The organism is Vreelandella aquamarina (assembly GCF_044805175.1).
In the GTDB taxonomy this organism is placed as follows: Bacteria; Pseudomonadota; Gammaproteobacteria; order Pseudomonadales; family Halomonadaceae; genus Vreelandella; species Vreelandella aquamarina_B.
This window is the reverse complement of the sequence record NZ_CP085232.1, coordinates 91,322-108,189: the sequence shown is the minus strand read 5'-3', so window position 1 is coordinate 108,189 and position 16,868 is coordinate 91,322. Positions and strand designations below refer to the sequence as shown.

Genomic DNA, 16,868 nt, shown 5'->3' with positions numbered 1-16,868 from the left:
TCATTTATGGTCGACTTGCCACCGGATAATGGCGTCCATCACAATTCCGCTTTATTTTCCCTGCGGATAACCGCGATTGACGGATATAGCCTATGCCTTCTTTGGTGATGCGCCTGGGCCGACACCCGTTTTGCCTGCCCTTATGGAGGGACGCATGAGCGAAACTGGTGCTACGGCAGGCCGTCAAAACAGCTCGACAACTAATGCCCCCAATAGCGGCGAGGCAGAGAACGCACCTAACGGCTCATCAGCGTTTGAGCGCACTCTAAAACAGCTGCGCGGCAACCCGCTGGTAGTCATATTAATCGCGGCAGCGGCATCTATCGCCATTGTTGCCGCACTATTTATGTGGGCAAGCAGCCCTGAGTACCGTGTTCTCTATAGCAACCTTAGCGAAGCGGATGGCGGGAGAATTATTTCGGAGCTAGATAGCCGAGGCGTACCCTATGAATTTAGCCAGGGGGGCCAAGCTCTACTGGTGCCCAGCGATCAGGTGCATACCCTCAGACTCCAATTGGCAGAGCAGGGGTTGCCTCGCGGTGGCAATCTAGGCCTGGAGCTAATGGAAACTCAGGCGTTCGGCATTAGCCAGTTTGCGGAACAGGTTAACTTTCAACGTGGGCTGGAAGGCGAGCTGGCACGCTCTATTGAATCACTAGGCCCCGTCGAAAGTGTGCGCGTACACCTATCGATGGCAAAGCCATCTGTGTTTATCCGTGACCGTGAGCCTGCCAAAGCTTCGGTGGTGCTAACGCTTCTGCCAGGCCGTGTCCTTGGGGAAGGGCAAGTCAGCGCCATTGTTCATATGGTATCTAGCAGTGTGCCTGAACTCGCCACAGAAGATGTCACGGTCGTCGATCAGAATGGCCGCCTACTCACGGCTAATAGCGCTCAGGGTAACGATCTAGACGGCACGCAGTTAGCATACATCGGCGAAGTAGAGCGCTCTTATCAGCAGCGTATTGAAAATATTCTTTCGCCTATCGTGGGCAGTGACAATGTGCGCGCCCAAGTAGCTGCACAAATTGATTTTTCACGCCGGGAAGAGACTTCTGAGCGCTATACCCCTAACCAGCCCCCTAATGAATCCGCCGTACGCAGTCGCCAAATTAACCTCTCTTACGACGGCGAAGACCCGTTGGCCACCGGTATTCCAGGCGCACTGAGCAATACACCGCCGGGCGTTGCTCCATCACTCATCAACCAGCCTGATGAAGAAAATGGGGCAAATGATGAAGAGGTTGAGCCCGGTGCCTTACGCAGCCTACGCCAGGAAGATGTTATTAACTACGAAGTAGATCGTAGCATCGAGCACATTCAGCACCGGCTCGGCCAGATACAGCGGCTGTCAGCCGCCGTTGTTGTGAACTTCCGCAATGTCACCAATGAAGAGGGTGAGGTTGAGCAGGTAGCACTCAGTAATGAAGAGATTGCCCAAATTGAGCGCTTGGTACAGCAAGCAATGGGCTTCTCTGAGCTACGCGGCGATCAAGTTGAAGTGGTTAACACACCCTTCGCTGGCGATGATGACACCCGAGTCGAGCCGGTTTGGTGGCAACATCCCGATAACCTAGCAATAGCCGCCAACCTTGGACGCTACTTATTGGTTGCCCTAGCGGCATTGTTACTCTACCTGCTGATTTTGCGACCGCTCATCAAGCGCTATACCCAGCCACCAGTGATGGCAGCCACAATGCCAGGTGGCACGTTAAGCACCAGCGTGGGTGGCGATGAGGATGATCAGGAGGGCGAAGGAGCCGAGGCATCCGATGACGAGGATACCTACAGCAGCAAGCCCAAGCGCCGCCGCAAAACGTCGCTTTACGAACACAATCTTAACGACCTGCGAGAAATGGCCCAGGAAGATCCTCGTATGGTCGCTATGATTATTCGCAGCTGGATGAACGCTAATGACTAGCATTGCCGAAATGAGCGGCGCTCGTAAAAGCGCCATTCTCCTGCTGGCGCTTGATGAAGACAGCGCTGCCGAAATTTTTAAGTTCCTTAGCGCCAACGAAGTACAAGAGATCAGTATGGAGATGGCACGGCTTCACCAAATATCTCATGAAGATATGAAAGCCGTACTTGAGGCTTTCCATCAAGAAACCGAAGAGTTCGTAGCACTTAACCTCAACTCCAGCGAACACATTCGCTCGGTACTCACCAAAGCACTGGGCAGTGAGCGTGCTACCAGCTTAATTGAGGACATCCTTGAAACAACCGGTGAAAACTCAGGCATTGATGCGCTCAACCTGATGGAAGCCTCCATGGTATCGGAGCTGATCCGCGACGAGCATCCGCAGATCATCGCCACCATCCTGGTACACCTGGATCGCCATCAGGCTGCGGATATTCTCGAACTATTCGAAGAGAAGCTACGTAACGACGTGGTACTTCGGATCGCTACCTTTAGCGGCGTACAACCTGCTGCCTTGCAGGAGCTTACCGAAGTGCTTACCAGCATGCTGGACGGCCAGAATCTCAAGCGCAGCAAAATGGGCGGCGTAAGAACAGCGGCAGAAATCCTCAACTTGATGAACTCTTCTCAAGAAGAGGTGGCTATCGAAACCGTTCGTTCGCACAGCGAAGACCTTGCCCAGAAGATCATCGACGAGATGTTCCTCTTCGAGAACCTGCTCGATCTGGACAATCGTGCTATTCAGATGGTGCTTCAGGAGGTGGAAACCAATTCACTGGTGGTAGCGCTCAAAGGAGCACCGGACGCCCTGGTGGACAAGTTCCTGCGCAATATGTCGCAGCGTGCCGCCGACCTAGTGCGCGAGGACATGGAGGCACGTGGCCCCATCCGTGTCTCGCAAGTGGAAACCGAGCAAAAAGCTATCCTACAAATCGTGCGCCGCTTAGCAGATTCTGGAGAGATCGTCCTAGCAGGCGGAGACGACGAGTATGTCTAGTACTCACTCACCCAAATTTGATCGCCACAAGGAGTGGCGGCGCTGGCAAATGAACGAACTGGCAACACCAGCCAGTGACACGTCCCAGCGGCATGCACCAGGCCCTACCGCTCACCAGCGCAAAGTGGAAGCCGCCCAACGTGCCGCCGAAGAAGCAAGAGCTCGTGAGGAAAAAAAGCGGCAAGAAATTTATGAACAGCTTCGCCAAGCAGCCGAGGAAGAGGGCTATCAAGCGGGTTTGAAGCGCGGTCACGAAGAGGGGCTTGCTCAAGGGCTGAGCGAGGGTCGCGAACAAGCGGCCAAAGAGCTTAAAGAGCAAGTTCGCCAAACAGTTGCACCGCTTGAGGCGCTAGCAAAGCAGTTTACAGATGCCCTTGAGCAGCTCGACGACACCATCGCCCACGACCTCGCTGAGCTTGCCCTGGCAACAGGCAAACAGCTGGCAGGAGACGCACTAGAGGCACACCCTGAGCATATTTTGTCCATCGTTCGCGAGCTACTGCATACCGAGCCGCCATTAGTCGGCAAACAACGCCTATGGCTTAATCCGACAGACCATACCCTGGTTGAAGAGCACCTTGGCGGCGAACTAGAAGCAGCAGGCTGGGTGCTACAACCCGATGACCAGCTGGCCCGTGGCGGCTGCCGCGTCACCAGTGCCCAGGGTGAACTAGACGCCACGTTTGAGAGCCGCTGGCAAAGTATTAATGCACAGCTGCGCAAACGACATGGCAACAACGCGACGCCCTCCGAGTAACGCGATGAACCACGTCACCTGTCCTCATCAACACCGCTGGCGCAAGGCACTGCAGCGCACTACCCAGCGAGTCGACCGCCTGCCCCGCTATCGCACCAGTGGGCGGGTAGTACGCGCAACGGGGATGGTCATTGAAGTCGTCGGCTTACGGGTGGCTGTAGGTAGTGCTTGTCATATTGAACTGCCAGGGGCTGATGGCCGACTCAACGATAGCCAAAAACATGCAGAAGCTGAAGTGGTCGGTTTTGCTGGTGAAAAGCTGTTCTTAATGCCTTTAGAAGAAATCTCTGGACTCATGCCTGGGGCACGCGTCACTCCCTTAGTCGATGGCAGTGGCCATAGTGCTCGGCGCTTCCCGATTGGTGATGATCTTCTAGGCCGCGTATTGGATGGAAATGGCAACCCGCTGGATGACCGTGAAGGTGTGGAGGATGCGCCACGTACAACCCTACAAGCTAGGCCACTTAACCCTCTTTCACGCGCGCCCATTGATACTCAAATAGATGTTGGCATCCGGGCCATTAATGCCCTTCTCAGCGTGGGCCGTGGCCAGCGCATGGGGCTATTCGCAGGCTCAGGTGTGGGTAAGTCGGTGCTGCTAGGTATGATGGCACGCTATACCCAGGCAGATGTGATCGTTGTTGGCTTAATTGGAGAGCGTGGCCGCGAAGTACAAGACTTTATTGATAATATCTTAGGCCCTGAAGGCAGGCGCCGCGCGGTCGTGGTCGCAGCCCCCGCCGATACGTCACCACTGCAGCGCCTACAGGGGGCAGCATACGCCACGCGTATTGCCGAAGGTTTTAGGGATGCTGGCCGCAATGTACTATTGATAATGGACTCTCTAACGCGTTACGCCATGGCGCAGCGAGAGATCGCGTTAGCTATCGGCGAACCCCCTGCCACGAAAGGGTATCCACCCTCGGTCTTTGCTAAGCTACCCGGCTTGGTTGAACGAGCTGGCAATGCTGAGCGCGGCGGCGGTTCTATTACTGCGTTTTACACCGTCCTGACCGAAGGCGATGACCAGCAAGACCCCATCGCTGACTCAGCCAGGGCTATTTTAGATGGTCATATTGTCCTCTCTCGTGCACTGGCAGAAGCAGGACACTATCCAGCCATCGATATAGAAGCATCTATTAGCCGTGCAATGACGGCGATAGTGTCACCTGAACAGCAACAGAAAGCGCGCACCTTTAAGCAAATTTTTTCTCGCTATCAGCGCAATCGAGACCTGATTAGCGTAGGGGCCTACAGCCCCGGGCATGACCCGCGGCTTGATGAAGCAGTAAACCGTTTTCCTGCTTTAGAGCGGTTTCTTCAACAGAACATTGATGAATGTGCAACGCTTGAGGAATCACACCAAGCGTTGCGCACGGTAGTGGGAGGCTAAATGAGTCGCAACCAGCTCGACATGCTGACAGACCTGGCCCGTGATGCCCGCGACCAGGCAAGCAAACTGCTAGCCCAAGAGCGTCAAACCCAGCAGCAGACAGAAGCCCAGCTGCAGTCACTCAACCGCTATCGCGTTGAGTATGCAGAGCGTTTACAGCACGCCATGCGTGACGGCATTGACCCCGCTACCATGTATAATTATCAACAGTTCTTAGCCTCGCTGGATGCTGCCCTCGTCCGAGCAAGACAAGCATTGGCTGCACAGCAAAAACGCGTTCAACAAAGCCAGCAGCATTGGCAGCAAGAGCAGCGAAAACTCTCCTCTTACGATACACTGGCCTCACGGCGGCTATTAGAGGAGCATCGCCGCCAAGCGCGTCACGAGCAAAAAACCACAGATGATTTAGTTACTAGCCGTTTGGCTCGTCAGCAGTCTGATAAACCACTTTAAGCGCCCTACCGGGAAATAATATATCTATGAATATCCAGATGTTACTTTCTGCGAACCAAAGCCAAGGTAGTGGCGCGTCAACCTCACCAACGACGGGCACACCAAGCTTTTCAAACGGGCTTTTTCGGCAGGCAATGATGCAGGCCACCGATTCCCAGCCACGCCTATCAAACGGGACCTCCACCGCTCCCACCGGTATCAGCGAAAACGCAACGCATAAGTTTGCCACACTGCTAGAGTCGTTAGGTATTGAACTAGACGAAGGTGCGCTTGCCGGTCTATTTGAACAATTGCAGCAGCTAAGCCAGCCGCCGTCGGAGCAGCTTGGCCTAACCACCGAATCAGGTGATACCGCAGGCATGCCTCTGACTGCGCTACAAGAAATCTCTAGCCGCCTCTCGCTAATGGCAGCGTTTACTGGCGAGACTGCTACCCCGAAGCCTACACCTAAAGAGGCTACTTCTGCAGAAGCCATTGCAAGCCAATTGTCGATTAGTGAGCAGGAAGCTGCTTTGCTTATCAGTGCTTTCAGCACTTTACAGGGCAGTACACCTAATAACGCAGGCTTCAGTACTTCTGCCGAATCACTAAGCCAAAAAATAGCTAACTTGATGCCTGCTAGCGCCGCGAATACGGCTGCAGACCATAAACTGGCAGCACCTACTGCTCTGAATGCGCCTTCAACTTATGACACGGCAACTAGTATGGTTCGCCTAACTAGCGAAGCGTTAGCCAGTGCAGCAGCCGTTGGTGGCGCTACAACTGACTCTGCTCCACGTATGGCTGCTCATAATGAGGCTGCGCTAAATTTGCCCTCTGCTGCGCCACAGCAAGCACTCACGTCTAGTGCACCAGGCACAGTCTCTTTGCAAACGTCATTGAACACCCCTGTTACTAACCCCGCATGGCCATCACAATTAGGCCAGCAGCTTGTTCAATTTGCCCAGCGAGGGGGAGAGCAGCATGTGCAAATGAAACTGCACCCTGCTGAGCTTGGGCCACTCTCTGTCTCATTAAAAATGACCGAGCATGGCGCACAAGCTCACTTTTTATCTGCTCACGCCCAAGTCCGACAGATCATTGAACAGGCAATCCCTCAACTGCGTGAAGCACTGGCCGAACAGGGTATTTCACTGAGCGACACGTCTGTGGGTGAGCAAGGCTTCTCTAACGAGCGAGAAGCATTTGCTCAGCAGAGCACAGGTGCAGGCTCTACTGGTGACAGTGGAAGTACTGGCATTGAGAGCGAGATTGGAGCACCCACACCTGAAGGTACCTCTATCACGATAGACGGGCGCGTTGACCTTTATGCTTAAATTATAGCTTGTTCACCGTTATGATTTGAGTCGTACCGGCAGTATTAACTAGCTAAACCAAAAGATAGGCTCTCCAAGGGAGCCTGTTCGTTTCTTCATTATCACCCGCGTTAGGCATAATGCTTGGCTAGCGTCATGCGTGAACATCATGGGAACAACAATGGCAGAATCAAGCGGCGGATCTAAAAAACTGCTTTGGGTAATGATTATCCTCGTACTGCTCTCTTCAGCAGGAGCAGCAGCGGCTATTTATTTGGTGCTTGACCAACGGGGAAGTAACGGCGGTGGCGAGGCCCAGCAGCAGACTGTCGAGCGCATCCCCCCCGTATTCACTCATATTGAGCCATTCACCGTTAACTTATCTGACGACCGCTATGGATCACGCTTACTCTATACGGGTATTACGCTACGTGTTGGCAACGAGCAAAGCAAAGTCATTATCGAAGAGCATATGCCGCAGGTTCGCAGCCGCTTGTTAATTCTATTATCTGGCAAGCAAGCTGACGAACTGACCTCGACAGAGGGGAAGGAACAGCTGGCCCAGGAGATTATTAACCGCTTGAGCGTGCCTCTCACCGAAAATCAGCCGCCTCTCGATCTACGGGAAGTGCTGTTTACCGAATTTATCGTGCAATAATCTCGGGAACCGGAGCCGTTCATGTCACAGGACGATCTACTGTCCCAGGAAGAAATTGACGCCCTCCTAAAAGGGGTCAGTGGGGATGACGAACCTTCAGCATCGTCGTCTCAGTCAAAAGAAGAAACACGTATTCGCCCGTATGACCCGTCAACTCAGCACCGGGTTATTCGCGAACGCCTACACGCACTCGACTTTATCAATGAGCGTTTTGCTCGGTATTTTCGCAACGGCTTATTTAACTTGATTCGCCGCAGCTCAGATATCACGGTGGAATCGGTTCGCTATCAAAGCTTTAGCGATTTTTCACGCAACGTTCCAGTACCGACCAACCTCAATATTGTGTCAATGAAGCCGATGCGAGGCTCTGCATTGGTGGTGTTCCCACCCAATCTCGTGTTTATGGTGGTAGATAACCTGTTCGGTGGCGATGGGCGCTTTGTCACCAAATCAGATGGGCGTGAGTTTACGAATACCGAACAGCGTATTATCCAACGCCTGCTCAACCTTGCCATCGACGCTTACCAAGAAGCCTGGAAAGTGGTCTACCCAATCGACGTCAACTTCTTGCGCTCCGAGGTACAGTCTAAGTTTGCCAATATCACTAACTCACCCAATGAGATCGTGGTAAATACCAAGTTCAATATTGAAGTAGGCAATCTATCGAGCAGTTTTCAGATATGCATGCCCTACGCAATGATCGAGCCACTACGCGACCTGCTGGTTAACCCGATTAACGACAGCAACCACGATAGTGATGGCTCTTGGTCACGACGTATGGCTAGCGAGCTGCGTCAATCCGAAGTCGAGCTGGTCGCAGAGTTTACTCAGATCCCTAGCCGCATTGCCCATATCATGGGGTTAAAGAAAGGGGATGTCCTGCCGGTGGAGATTCCCAGTACGATTACCGCCAACGTTGACGGCGTCCCAGTGATGGAGTGCGAATACGGTAGCCAGCGCCAGCAACGCGCCCTGCGTGTTCTGAGAATGATCGACCATGCTGCTATGAATAACGTATCGTCCAAGGACTTTATTAAAGGTTCAACGCGACAGAAAGCCAAGGAACCCAAAGCATGACTGACCCTAACAAACCCGATCAAAAAGTCTCTGATGACGATTGGGCGGAAGCCATGTCTGAGCAAGAGGATACATCATCCAGCGCCGACGCAGCGAGCGATGAAGATGACCCCTGGGCGGCTGCTATGGCAGAGCAAGAGGCAGCTGAACAGTCCGAAGCAGAAGATGAACCTGAGCCAGAGGCACCGCAGGCCAAGCCCGCCAGCGATGAAGTATTTCGCCCTTTGAACGCAGAAAAAGGCAGTACGCAGCCCCGTGATCTTGAAATGATCATGGATATTCCAGTCAAGCTTACGGTGGAATTAGGGCGTACTAAGCTGACAATTAAGCAGCTCCTTGAGCTTGCTCAAGGCTCTGTCATCGAGCTTGAAGGATTGGCCGGTGAACCGATGGATATCCTAATCAATGGTTATCTAATTGCCCAAGGGGAAGTAGTCGTTATCGAAGATAAATACGGCATCCGTATCACTGAGATTATCACGCCCTCTGAGCGCATCCACAAACTAAACCGATGAGTGTCGTGCCCCCCCAGACTCCCATTGATGCGTTAAGTAACGGTGGCGGTGATGCCTTAGTTGGTATGGCAGCACTAGGTAAAACAGCGGCCGCGCTAGCGCTGGTGATAGCAATCATTCTGCTGTGCACCTCTGTGCTCAAACGTTGGCAGCAACACCGCTACGATCAGGGTGCTCGATTGCGCATAGTAGGAACTACCGCCGTGGGTAACCGTGAGCGCATCGTCGTTGTTGAAATTGAAGATACGTGGCTTGTGCTAGGCGTTAGTGGCGGCCGTATTAGTAAACTGCATGAGCGCCCAGCGCCCGCTGACCGCACATCTACACCACCCAATCCGCCGAATCGCTTCTCACAACGCTTAGCTAACGCTATCGCCAATAGTCGCAGCAAAGGCGATAGCACTTCCTCCGACTCTCAACATACCTCATGAAAACCGCTCAGCATTTTGCCTGGTTCTCTTCGCGTCACTGGTGGCTGATGAGTATTCTCATCATCGGCTGCCTGATGGCTTTTCCCAGCCACGCTCAGCAGCTGCCAGGGTTAGTTTCACAACCCACAGAAGACGGTGGCCAGCAGTGGTCTCTCTCCCTACAAACACTGCTGTTTTTAAGCTCCCTGGCGTTTTTGCCAGCGATGCTACTGATGATGACCAGCTTTACCCGCATCATTATTGTACTCAGCCTGCTGAGAACAGCGATGGGCACCCAGGCCACACCGCCCAACCAGGTACTATTGGGTATCGCGCTCTTCTTAACGTTTTTTATTATGTCCCCCGTACTCAACCAAGTATATGATACCGCCTGGGTGCCACTAACGGATGAAGTCATCAACTTTGAGGAGTTCCTACTTCGCGCGCAGTTACCCTTTCGCGAATTCATGCTGGCTCAAACGCGTGAGCCAGACTTGGCACTCTTCGTTCGGCTAGCCGACGTAGGCCCCTTACAGGGGCCGGAAGAGCTACCAATGCGCGTCTTGCTGCCTGCCTTTGTCACCAGTGAACTTAAGACCGCCTTTCAAATTGGCTTTACCATCTTTATCCCTTTTTTAATCATTGACCTTGTAGTGGCCAGTACGCTGATGGCGTTGGGTATGATGATGGTGCCGCCAATCACTATTTCGCTGCCATTTAAGCTCATGCTCTTTGTGTTGGTTGATGGTTGGCAGCTTATTATAGGTTCGCTGGCAGAGAGCTTTTATATGATTTAATGTCGCGGGGTGCGACGAGGAGCACTAATCATGACACCCGAGATGGTGATGAGCGTTGCTTATCAGGGTATGCGCGTAACACTTTTTTTAGCTGGCCCGATGCTATTAGCGGCGCTGTTTACAGGCTTAATTATTAGCCTATTCCAGGCTGCTACCCAGATAAATGAAATGACGCTAACGTTTATCCCAAAAATCTTAGCGGTGTTTGCCGTATTGGTCCTCGCGGGCCCGTGGCTCATAGGCTTAATTACTGACTTCACGATACGGCTCTTTACCAATATTCCCGCGATGGTGATGTAGCCTGTGGTTGAGGTAACTTTTGCCCAGCTCCAGGGGTGGCTGGTGGCCTTTTTTTGGCCCTTTGTGCGCATTACTGCTTTTATGTCAGCAACACCGCTATGGGGGCACTCAAGCATTCCTAACCAAGCAAAAGTGGCATTGGCTGCCGTTATTGCGGTGGTCATCGCCCCGGTGCTTCCCCCAATGCCAGAGATACCCCTTATGTCTTGGGCTGGCCTGGGCATTATCATTGAACAAATATTGATTGGTATTGCGATTGGGCTAGTTATGCATATTGTCTTTGCCGTCGTTCAAGCGGCGGGGGAATTTATTGGTTTGCAGATGGGCCTCGCCTTTGCGAGCTTCTTCGATCTCTCTAGCGGCACCAATATCATGGTGCTGTCGCGTATTCTTTATATGATCACCCTACTGATGTTTCTCGCCTTTAATGGCCATTTAATGGTTTTAGAAACGTTAGTCATGAGCTTTGAAACACTGCCGATTGGTATTGGCGGTCTTAACCCTAATGCATTTGAGTTACTGGCACGCTATGCGGGCACTATTTTCGCTGCCGGGATGCTGCTTGCTCTGCCGCTGGTCGCCTCGTTGCTTATCATTAGCTTGTCGCTGGGTATTCTTAACCGTTCAGCGCCACAGCTCACCGTGTTTAATATTGGTTTCCCCACTTCGCTCACCGTCGGTATCATATTGCTCATGGTATTGATGAGCGATATTGGCAGCTTTCTACAGCAGCTATTTAGCCAAGGGATTAACTTTATTCAAAGCCTGATTGAAACTATGGCCCCATTAAACTAATGCCTCGGCAAAAAGCCGGGGCATTAGTTTCACACTGTGGAGGTAGTTAAAAAAACCTACATATAGTCAAATAGTGACATCCCTTTAATATCAACAAACGCTTTCTGAGACGCTTGGAGGCCGACCTGGCGCAGGCTGTACTCTGAAATAGCATCTGCGTAATCCAAATCAACCAAATCGGACAATGTCTGTTCGTAGTTAAGCATCCGATTACTGCCGACTGCGTCTACAACGTCTAGTTCATTCAGCCTTGCCCCTGCCGAAGCACGCACTGTTAAGACATTATCCAAAGCATTATCTAGATCTCGCATAGACGTATTCATCGTATTACGCAGCGCTGCTTTTTGGCTGTCATCTTCAACCGGCGTTTCTAAAACATTAATAGCCGCTTCCATGGTGCGGAATAGATCGGCAGGACGCTGAGCGCTACCTGACTGGGCGACGAGAATTTCATCACCAGGCTTTGAATCTCCCTTGAGGGTAATATTAAGCCCACCAAAACTAAGTTTTTGCTCATTTGCGTTATACTTTTTATTAGTAAGCGCCGGATTGAAATCGTCCCATTTGGTACCATCAAATTTTTGAACACTATAAGTGGGGTTGTCAGCGTCGCCGCCAAACACTATAAGAAAGCTTTCACCATAGCCAGGATCATTAACGTCACTAATTTGTGGGCCACTGAATGTCACGCTGCCTTGGTTGGCATTATCAGCTTCAGCGATATAGCCCGCGCCGCTCGGCACGCTTTGAAAAATCGAAATACCATTTTCAGTGACGGGCATTAACCGCGAGGCATCAACACGCTGTTCCCGAGCATTTGCATCGCCTTTATATTCGATGCTGCCTTCAGCATTTTTTACAAACGGCGGAGCGTTATCTGCATAGCCACCAAACAGGTAGCGCCCGTTACCATCGGTCGCATTCGCTTGGCCAATCATTGTCTCGTAAATGCCTCTCAGCTCACTGGCAATTGATTCACGGTCAACATCACTCAGCGTATCGCTGGAGGCTTGTACCAATAGTGTTTTGGCACTCACTACTGAGTCGCTGATACTGTTTAAAATACTCTCCGTCTGAGCCAGCGAGTTGCGCGCAGAAACCCGGGCATCCGCATACTGCTGGGTAATTGCTTGAGATTGATCTACCCGAACCGCTCTTGAAGCAGCCTGTGGGTCATCGGAAGGATTCACAACTCGGCGGCCGCTAGCAATTTGTTGGCTGACTTTTAAGAAATCACTTTGCTGACGGTTAATTGAAGCCGTACTTTGTTCATACATGGTAACGCTGCTAATACGCATGAGGCAGACTCCTAACCGTTAGCTACGTAAGCCTAAGATAGTATCAAAAATGGTAGAGGCCGTATCAATCGCGCGCGCATTCGCTTGGTAGAACTGTTGGTAGCGAATCAGGTTGGCCGCTTCTTCGTCCAAGCTAACGCCGGACTCCGATTGCTGAACCGCACGCAGCTGGTCTGTTAAGCCCTGGCGTGCATCTAAATTAACCTGAATAATATTGGTACGATTTCCCACATCACTAACCATCGCGCCATAAGCACCGCTGACCGTTGCGCTACCACCCACGATAGATTGCGACTGTAGATTTTGAAGTGCTAAAGCGTTGCGGTTATCGCCGGAGGAGGCAGCACTTGGCGAAAGCTTTAGATTAGTCTCACCTGCAACAGGCAGCTCATTTATATTAAAACTCAATAACAGCTCATCGTTAAATATAATGTTTACTTTATCACCTGGCTCTAGAGTGTCGCTGCTTTGGTCAAATGCTTCCGGGGTGCTTTGTGGGGGGCTATCTTCGCTAATACGCGTAACGGTCACATCTGCGGGAAGCCCTGACAGTTTACCAGCTGCATCAAGCGTTAACTCTAACTTATCGCCGGTGTCTAGTCCTCCACTAACTGCCGCATCAATAGCGGCTAATGAACCACCTGTAAACCGTAAATTACTTACAGCCATATCGCCACTACGCTCATACATAGAAGCAGCCGCGATTTTATCTAAATCGCTGATATTAGCCTCCATGCCTGCGCCAGCTCGACGAACGGGCTGCACTTCAAAGCGATCGCCGGCCGCAGGAGCGCTATCGAAGCTCATCGCAATACCACCAAATGAAAGGACGCCATCCTCCCAGTCAGAATCAACACCAGCACCATTATCATTGCGTGTTACCACAGGCTCAGCAGGGGTACCCTCAAAGCGCACGGTGTAGTCAGTCGCTCTCAGCTGGTCAATATTTGCCGTATCGAACTCAATAGATGCCACGTCTGCACTATTGCTGCTACGGCTATACGCTTGAGGCGAGCGTACGTTGAAAAAATCGACACCCTGCTCACCATTAAGGTCTACACCCTGCTTATGCTGTTCGTTAAACGCCACAGACAGCGAGACCGCCAGCTGGCCAATTTGATTCTGTGTCTTATCTAGAGTTTCTGTGCGGAAGGACATTAGGCCACCTAACGCACCACCAGAAATCACATTTTCGCTGAGTGCAGAGGTGTTGCCCCCACCATCGGTATAGCCCACCACAATCCGCTGCGGATCGTTAGGGGAAGCCACAGCCTCTAGCTTGAAAGAGTCCGTCCCCGTTACTAGCGGTTGGCCGTTGGGCAGGCTGATGTTATAGGTTTTACCATCTTGAATATTGAGACGGAGATCCATCCGCTCGTTCAGCTCAGAGACAAGGTGATCCCGCTGGTTCAGCAAGCTATTAGGCGCTTCGCCTGTACGTGCACGCGCCAGCGCTATTTCACGGTTTAAGCCCGCAATCTGCTCAACCGTATTATTGACCTGGGTGATTTCGTCTTTAATTTGGTTATTGATGTTGCTCTGCATATCCTGCAGATAGCCATCAAATGAGCGAAACTGGGCGCTTAATGTGTTAGCCGTACCCAATACGCCCTGGCGGGCAGCCGGGTCTGAAGGGGCACTTGCTAAGTCTTCCAACGAAGAGAAGAAATTCTGCATCAGTGGGGCAAGACCGGCTTCACGGTCAGCGAGCAGGTTATCGATCTGTGAGACCTGGTTATTGTAAGTCTCTAACGCACTGGATTGGGTCTTGGCGTTGTTTAACTGACTAGCCACATAAGTATTGAACTGACGCTCGATATCATCAACGCGTACGCCTCCACCAACACGCCCCTCACCAAGCTGGGTTAGTTCACGGTTATACCCTGGTGTATAGACATTACTAATATTATTGCTAGTCGTATTGAGGGCACTCTGCGCCGCGTTGAGGCCGCTTAAGCCGATCGAAAACATGCTCATGGTTTAATTCCTTAGGCCGATTCTCTACCTATCGGCAGTACGCAGAAAAACTTGAATAAGTCGCCTAGCGAGAATCCGCCAACAGGCTACCCCCGGCGCTCAGCGGCCCCATGGTATGCATCACTGAGACCAGTTTCTCCGCATAGCGCGGGTCAGTGGCATAGCCGCCTCGCTGTAGCTCTCTCGCCGCCTGCTCTGCGTTGGCCGCTTGTACAACGCCTGCGTAGCGTGGATTGTTGCCAATCAGGTTGGCGTAATCGGTAAAGGCATGCTCAAAAGAGTCATAGACACGGAAAGTATCCACTACTTGGGTACGGCGACCGTTCACATACTCGTGGGTCACGATATCGGTGGTTTTGCCTTGCCAATGACTACCTGCCTTGATGCCAAAAACGTTATAACTGTTTTGCCCCTGCTGAGTCGCTATCTCATGGCGCCCCCAGCCCGTTTCCAGGGCCGCCTGGGCAAGAATCAGCTCAGCAGGTACACCCGTTGCCGCACTAGCAGCCTGGGCCGGTGCTGCCAGCGTTTGCACAAAGCGCTCAACATGGTCATGTGATGAAGCAGGGCGAGGGGCTTCTGCCAGCATGGCGGGTGCACTACTGTTTTCTTGCTGCTGGATAGCGTCCAGCTCATTATAAAAACGACCACTCCCTATGCTTGTAGGCGCTTGGTCACTAGGTGGCCGCAAGGGGCTATCCAGCACACGAGGAGTGCCCCTCGGGATACCGGCAATCAGTGTTTGGAGCTCTTGGTCTGGATTCGCTACCTGTTCAATGGCCCCTTGCCGCTGAAGCTGCTCCACCAAGGCATCGGCTAAGCCGATACCACGGGAAGCCATCACTTGCGACCACTGCTGGTCGAGCATTGACTGATAAAACGTCGTATCACGGCTATCCAGTAGGCCAGACGTTGGCGTCGCATCGCGCATACTCTTCACCATCATCTGGATGAAAAGCGCTTCAAACTGCTGTGCTGCTCCTTGCACGCCCGCTTCAGGGTCCACGCGCGCATTATGCTGCAACCGCTGGAAGCCACTCATATCCAGCGCGAACTGGCTGGTCATATCGCCCATGCTCATCAGATGATCTCCAACTCGGCACGCAGGGAGCCAGATGCTCTTAAAGCTTCAAGAATCGACATCAGATCTTGCGGGGTCGCCCCTAATGCATTGAGCGCATTGACCACCTCCGCCAAATCAGCACCTTCGACCATTTGCAGGTAGGCTTCCTGCTGCTCAATATTAATATCCGTGTCAGGCACCACCACGGTTTCACCCTCGCCGAGCGGGTTAGGCTGGCTAACGCCAAATTGGGTATCAATCATAATCGAGAGATTACCGTGGGCTACTGCGGCTCTACGCAGGGTAACCGCGCTGTTCATAACCACGGAGCCTGTACGCGCATTGAGCACCACTTTGGCGGGTGCCTCGGTCGGCGTCACCTGTACGTTTTCAACCCGGGCCATAAAATTGACCCGCTCATTGGCATCTATTGGGCCGTCTAGGGCAATCACCCGGCCATTGCGAGCATAGGCAACAGACTGGCCAAACTCATTGTTAATCGCCGTGACCATTCGTTGCACGGTACCGAAATCAGCGTCGTTCAGCTGCAGCTCTAGCACCCCGCCGTTGCCACCAAGGTTGAGCGGCACTTCACGCTCGACCAAAGCCCCATTGGGAATACGCCCGGATGCCTGCTGGTTAATTTGTACACTGCTCCCCCCCGCTTGGGCACCGGCACCGCCCACCAGCATATTGCCTTGGGCAATCGCATAGGTATCACCATCGGCACCTTTCAGTGGCGTCATCAATAGCGTGCCACCACGCAGGCTGCTGGCGTTAGCAATCGAAGACACAACGATATCGAGACGTTGCCCTGGACGGGAGAATGGCGGCAGATCTGCAGTAACCATCACAGCAGCTACGTTACGCAGCTGAAGGTTAGTGCCAGGCGGCACGGTTACGCCTAGCTGCGATAGCATGTTGGTTAAGCTTTGGCTGGTAAACGGCGCCTGAGTAGTTTGGTCACCGCTGCCATCTAACCCCACCACCAAGCCATACCCAACAAGCTGGTTATCACGAACGCCAGCAAAGCTCGCTAGCTCGCGCACCCGCTCGGCGTGTGCTGGCAGCATCACAAAACAGAGAGCCAACAGAGTCGCGAAGCGCGCGGTTGCTTGAATCCGTTGATACACCTTCCACTGCATAGCCATTTCACCAGGTCTCT

The 16,868-nt window shown here is 52.5% G+C and carries 17 protein-coding genes; 13 read left to right on the top strand and 4 right to left on the bottom strand.

All coding sequences use genetic code 11. The features are described 5' to 3' along the window. Positions 1-154 precede the first annotated feature (154 nt). The 13 genes from fliF to fliR all read left to right on the top strand — a co-directional run bounded on the left by fliF (position 155) and on the right by fliR (position 11,365). Entirely contained in the window at positions 155-1,918 is a 1,764-nt protein-coding gene (fliF, locus tag LG300_RS00495; RefSeq protein ID WP_404376487.1) for a flagellar basal-body MS-ring/collar protein FliF, read from the top strand. Beyond that, complete coding sequence (fliG, locus tag LG300_RS00490) at positions 1,911-2,915, top strand: flagellar motor switch protein FliG (RefSeq protein ID WP_404376486.1); 1,005 nt, start codon at positions 1,911-1,913, stop codon at positions 2,913-2,915. The genes fliF and fliG overlap by 8 nt, the downstream gene beginning before the upstream one ends. After that, positions 2,908-3,672, top strand: a complete 765-nt coding sequence (locus tag LG300_RS00485) for a flagellar assembly protein FliH (protein ID WP_404376484.1) — start codon at positions 2,908-2,910, stop codon at positions 3,670-3,672. The genes fliG and LG300_RS00485 overlap by 8 nt, the downstream gene beginning before the upstream one ends. A gap of 4 nt (positions 3,673-3,676) precedes the next feature. Further along, positions 3,677-5,065, top strand: coding sequence for a flagellar protein export ATPase FliI (gene fliI, locus LG300_RS00480; protein WP_404376483.1), 1,389 nt, complete (start codon positions 3,677-3,679; stop codon positions 5,063-5,065). Continuing rightward, a complete protein-coding gene (fliJ, locus tag LG300_RS00475) occupies positions 5,066-5,518 on the top strand; it encodes a flagellar export protein FliJ (protein WP_404376482.1) in 453 nt (150 codons plus the stop codon). Positions 5,519-5,544: 26 nt separating this feature from the next. Next, positions 5,545-6,834, top strand: a complete 1,290-nt coding sequence (locus tag LG300_RS00470) for a flagellar hook-length control protein FliK (RefSeq protein ID WP_404376480.1) — start codon at positions 5,545-5,547, stop codon at positions 6,832-6,834. 160 nt (positions 6,835-6,994) lie between these two features. Next, positions 6,995-7,471 (top strand): flagellar basal body-associated protein FliL, encoded by a 477-nt coding sequence (fliL, locus tag LG300_RS00465; RefSeq protein WP_404376478.1) that lies wholly within the window; start codon positions 6,995-6,997, stop codon positions 7,469-7,471. Positions 7,472-7,492: 21 nt separating this feature from the next. Next, on the top strand, positions 7,493-8,548 hold the full coding sequence (gene fliM, locus LG300_RS00460) for a flagellar motor switch protein FliM (protein WP_404376477.1): 1,056 nt from the start codon (positions 7,493-7,495) through the stop codon (positions 8,546-8,548). Further along, positions 8,545-9,063 carry a flagellar motor switch protein FliN gene (gene fliN / locus LG300_RS00455; protein ID WP_404376476.1) on the top strand — a complete coding sequence of 173 codons (519 nt, stop codon included), beginning with the start codon at positions 8,545-8,547 and terminating at the stop codon, positions 9,061-9,063. Before fliM ends, fliN begins: the two co-directional genes overlap by 4 nt. Further along, complete coding sequence (fliO, locus tag LG300_RS00450) at positions 9,060-9,494, top strand: flagellar biosynthetic protein FliO (RefSeq protein ID WP_404376475.1); 435 nt, start codon at positions 9,060-9,062, stop codon at positions 9,492-9,494. Before fliN ends, fliO begins: the two co-directional genes overlap by 4 nt. Positions 9,495-9,541: 47 nt before the next feature. Further along, positions 9,542-10,270, top strand: a complete 729-nt coding sequence (gene fliP / locus LG300_RS00445) for a flagellar type III secretion system pore protein FliP (RefSeq protein ID WP_404376474.1) — start codon at positions 9,542-9,544, stop codon at positions 10,268-10,270. Between the two features lie 30 nt (positions 10,271-10,300). After that, positions 10,301-10,570: a flagellar biosynthesis protein FliQ gene (fliQ, locus tag LG300_RS00440; protein WP_404376473.1), complete on the top strand. Its 270-nt coding sequence runs from the start codon at positions 10,301-10,303 to the stop codon at positions 10,568-10,570. A gap of 3 nt (positions 10,571-10,573) precedes the next feature. Then, positions 10,574-11,365 carry a flagellar biosynthetic protein FliR gene (fliR, locus tag LG300_RS00435; RefSeq protein WP_404376472.1) on the top strand — a complete coding sequence of 264 codons (792 nt, stop codon included), beginning with the start codon at positions 10,574-10,576 and terminating at the stop codon, positions 11,363-11,365. Positions 11,366-11,421: 56 nt separating this feature from the next. Here the strand turns inward: fliR and flgL are convergent, their stop codons facing one another. The 4 genes from flgL to LG300_RS00415 all read right to left on the bottom strand — a co-directional run bounded on the left by flgL (position 11,422) and on the right by LG300_RS00415 (position 16,776). Next, positions 11,422-12,663, bottom strand: coding sequence for a flagellar hook-associated protein FlgL (gene flgL, locus LG300_RS00430; protein WP_404376471.1), 1,242 nt, complete (start codon positions 12,661-12,663; stop codon positions 11,422-11,424). A gap of 18 nt (positions 12,664-12,681) precedes the next feature. Continuing rightward, positions 12,682-14,640 (bottom strand): flagellar hook-associated protein FlgK, encoded by a 1,959-nt coding sequence (gene flgK, locus LG300_RS00425; protein WP_404376470.1) that lies wholly within the window; start codon positions 14,638-14,640, stop codon positions 12,682-12,684. A gap of 64 nt (positions 14,641-14,704) precedes the next feature. Then, positions 14,705-15,721 (bottom strand): flagellar assembly peptidoglycan hydrolase FlgJ, encoded by a 1,017-nt coding sequence (gene flgJ, locus LG300_RS00420; protein ID WP_404376469.1) that lies wholly within the window; start codon positions 15,719-15,721, stop codon positions 14,705-14,707. Next, a complete protein-coding gene (locus tag LG300_RS00415; protein ID WP_404377951.1) occupies positions 15,721-16,776 on the bottom strand; it encodes a flagellar basal body P-ring protein FlgI in 1,056 nt (351 codons plus the stop codon). Before LG300_RS00415 ends, flgJ begins: the two co-directional genes overlap by 1 nt. Between the last annotated feature and the right edge of the window lie 92 nt (positions 16,777-16,868).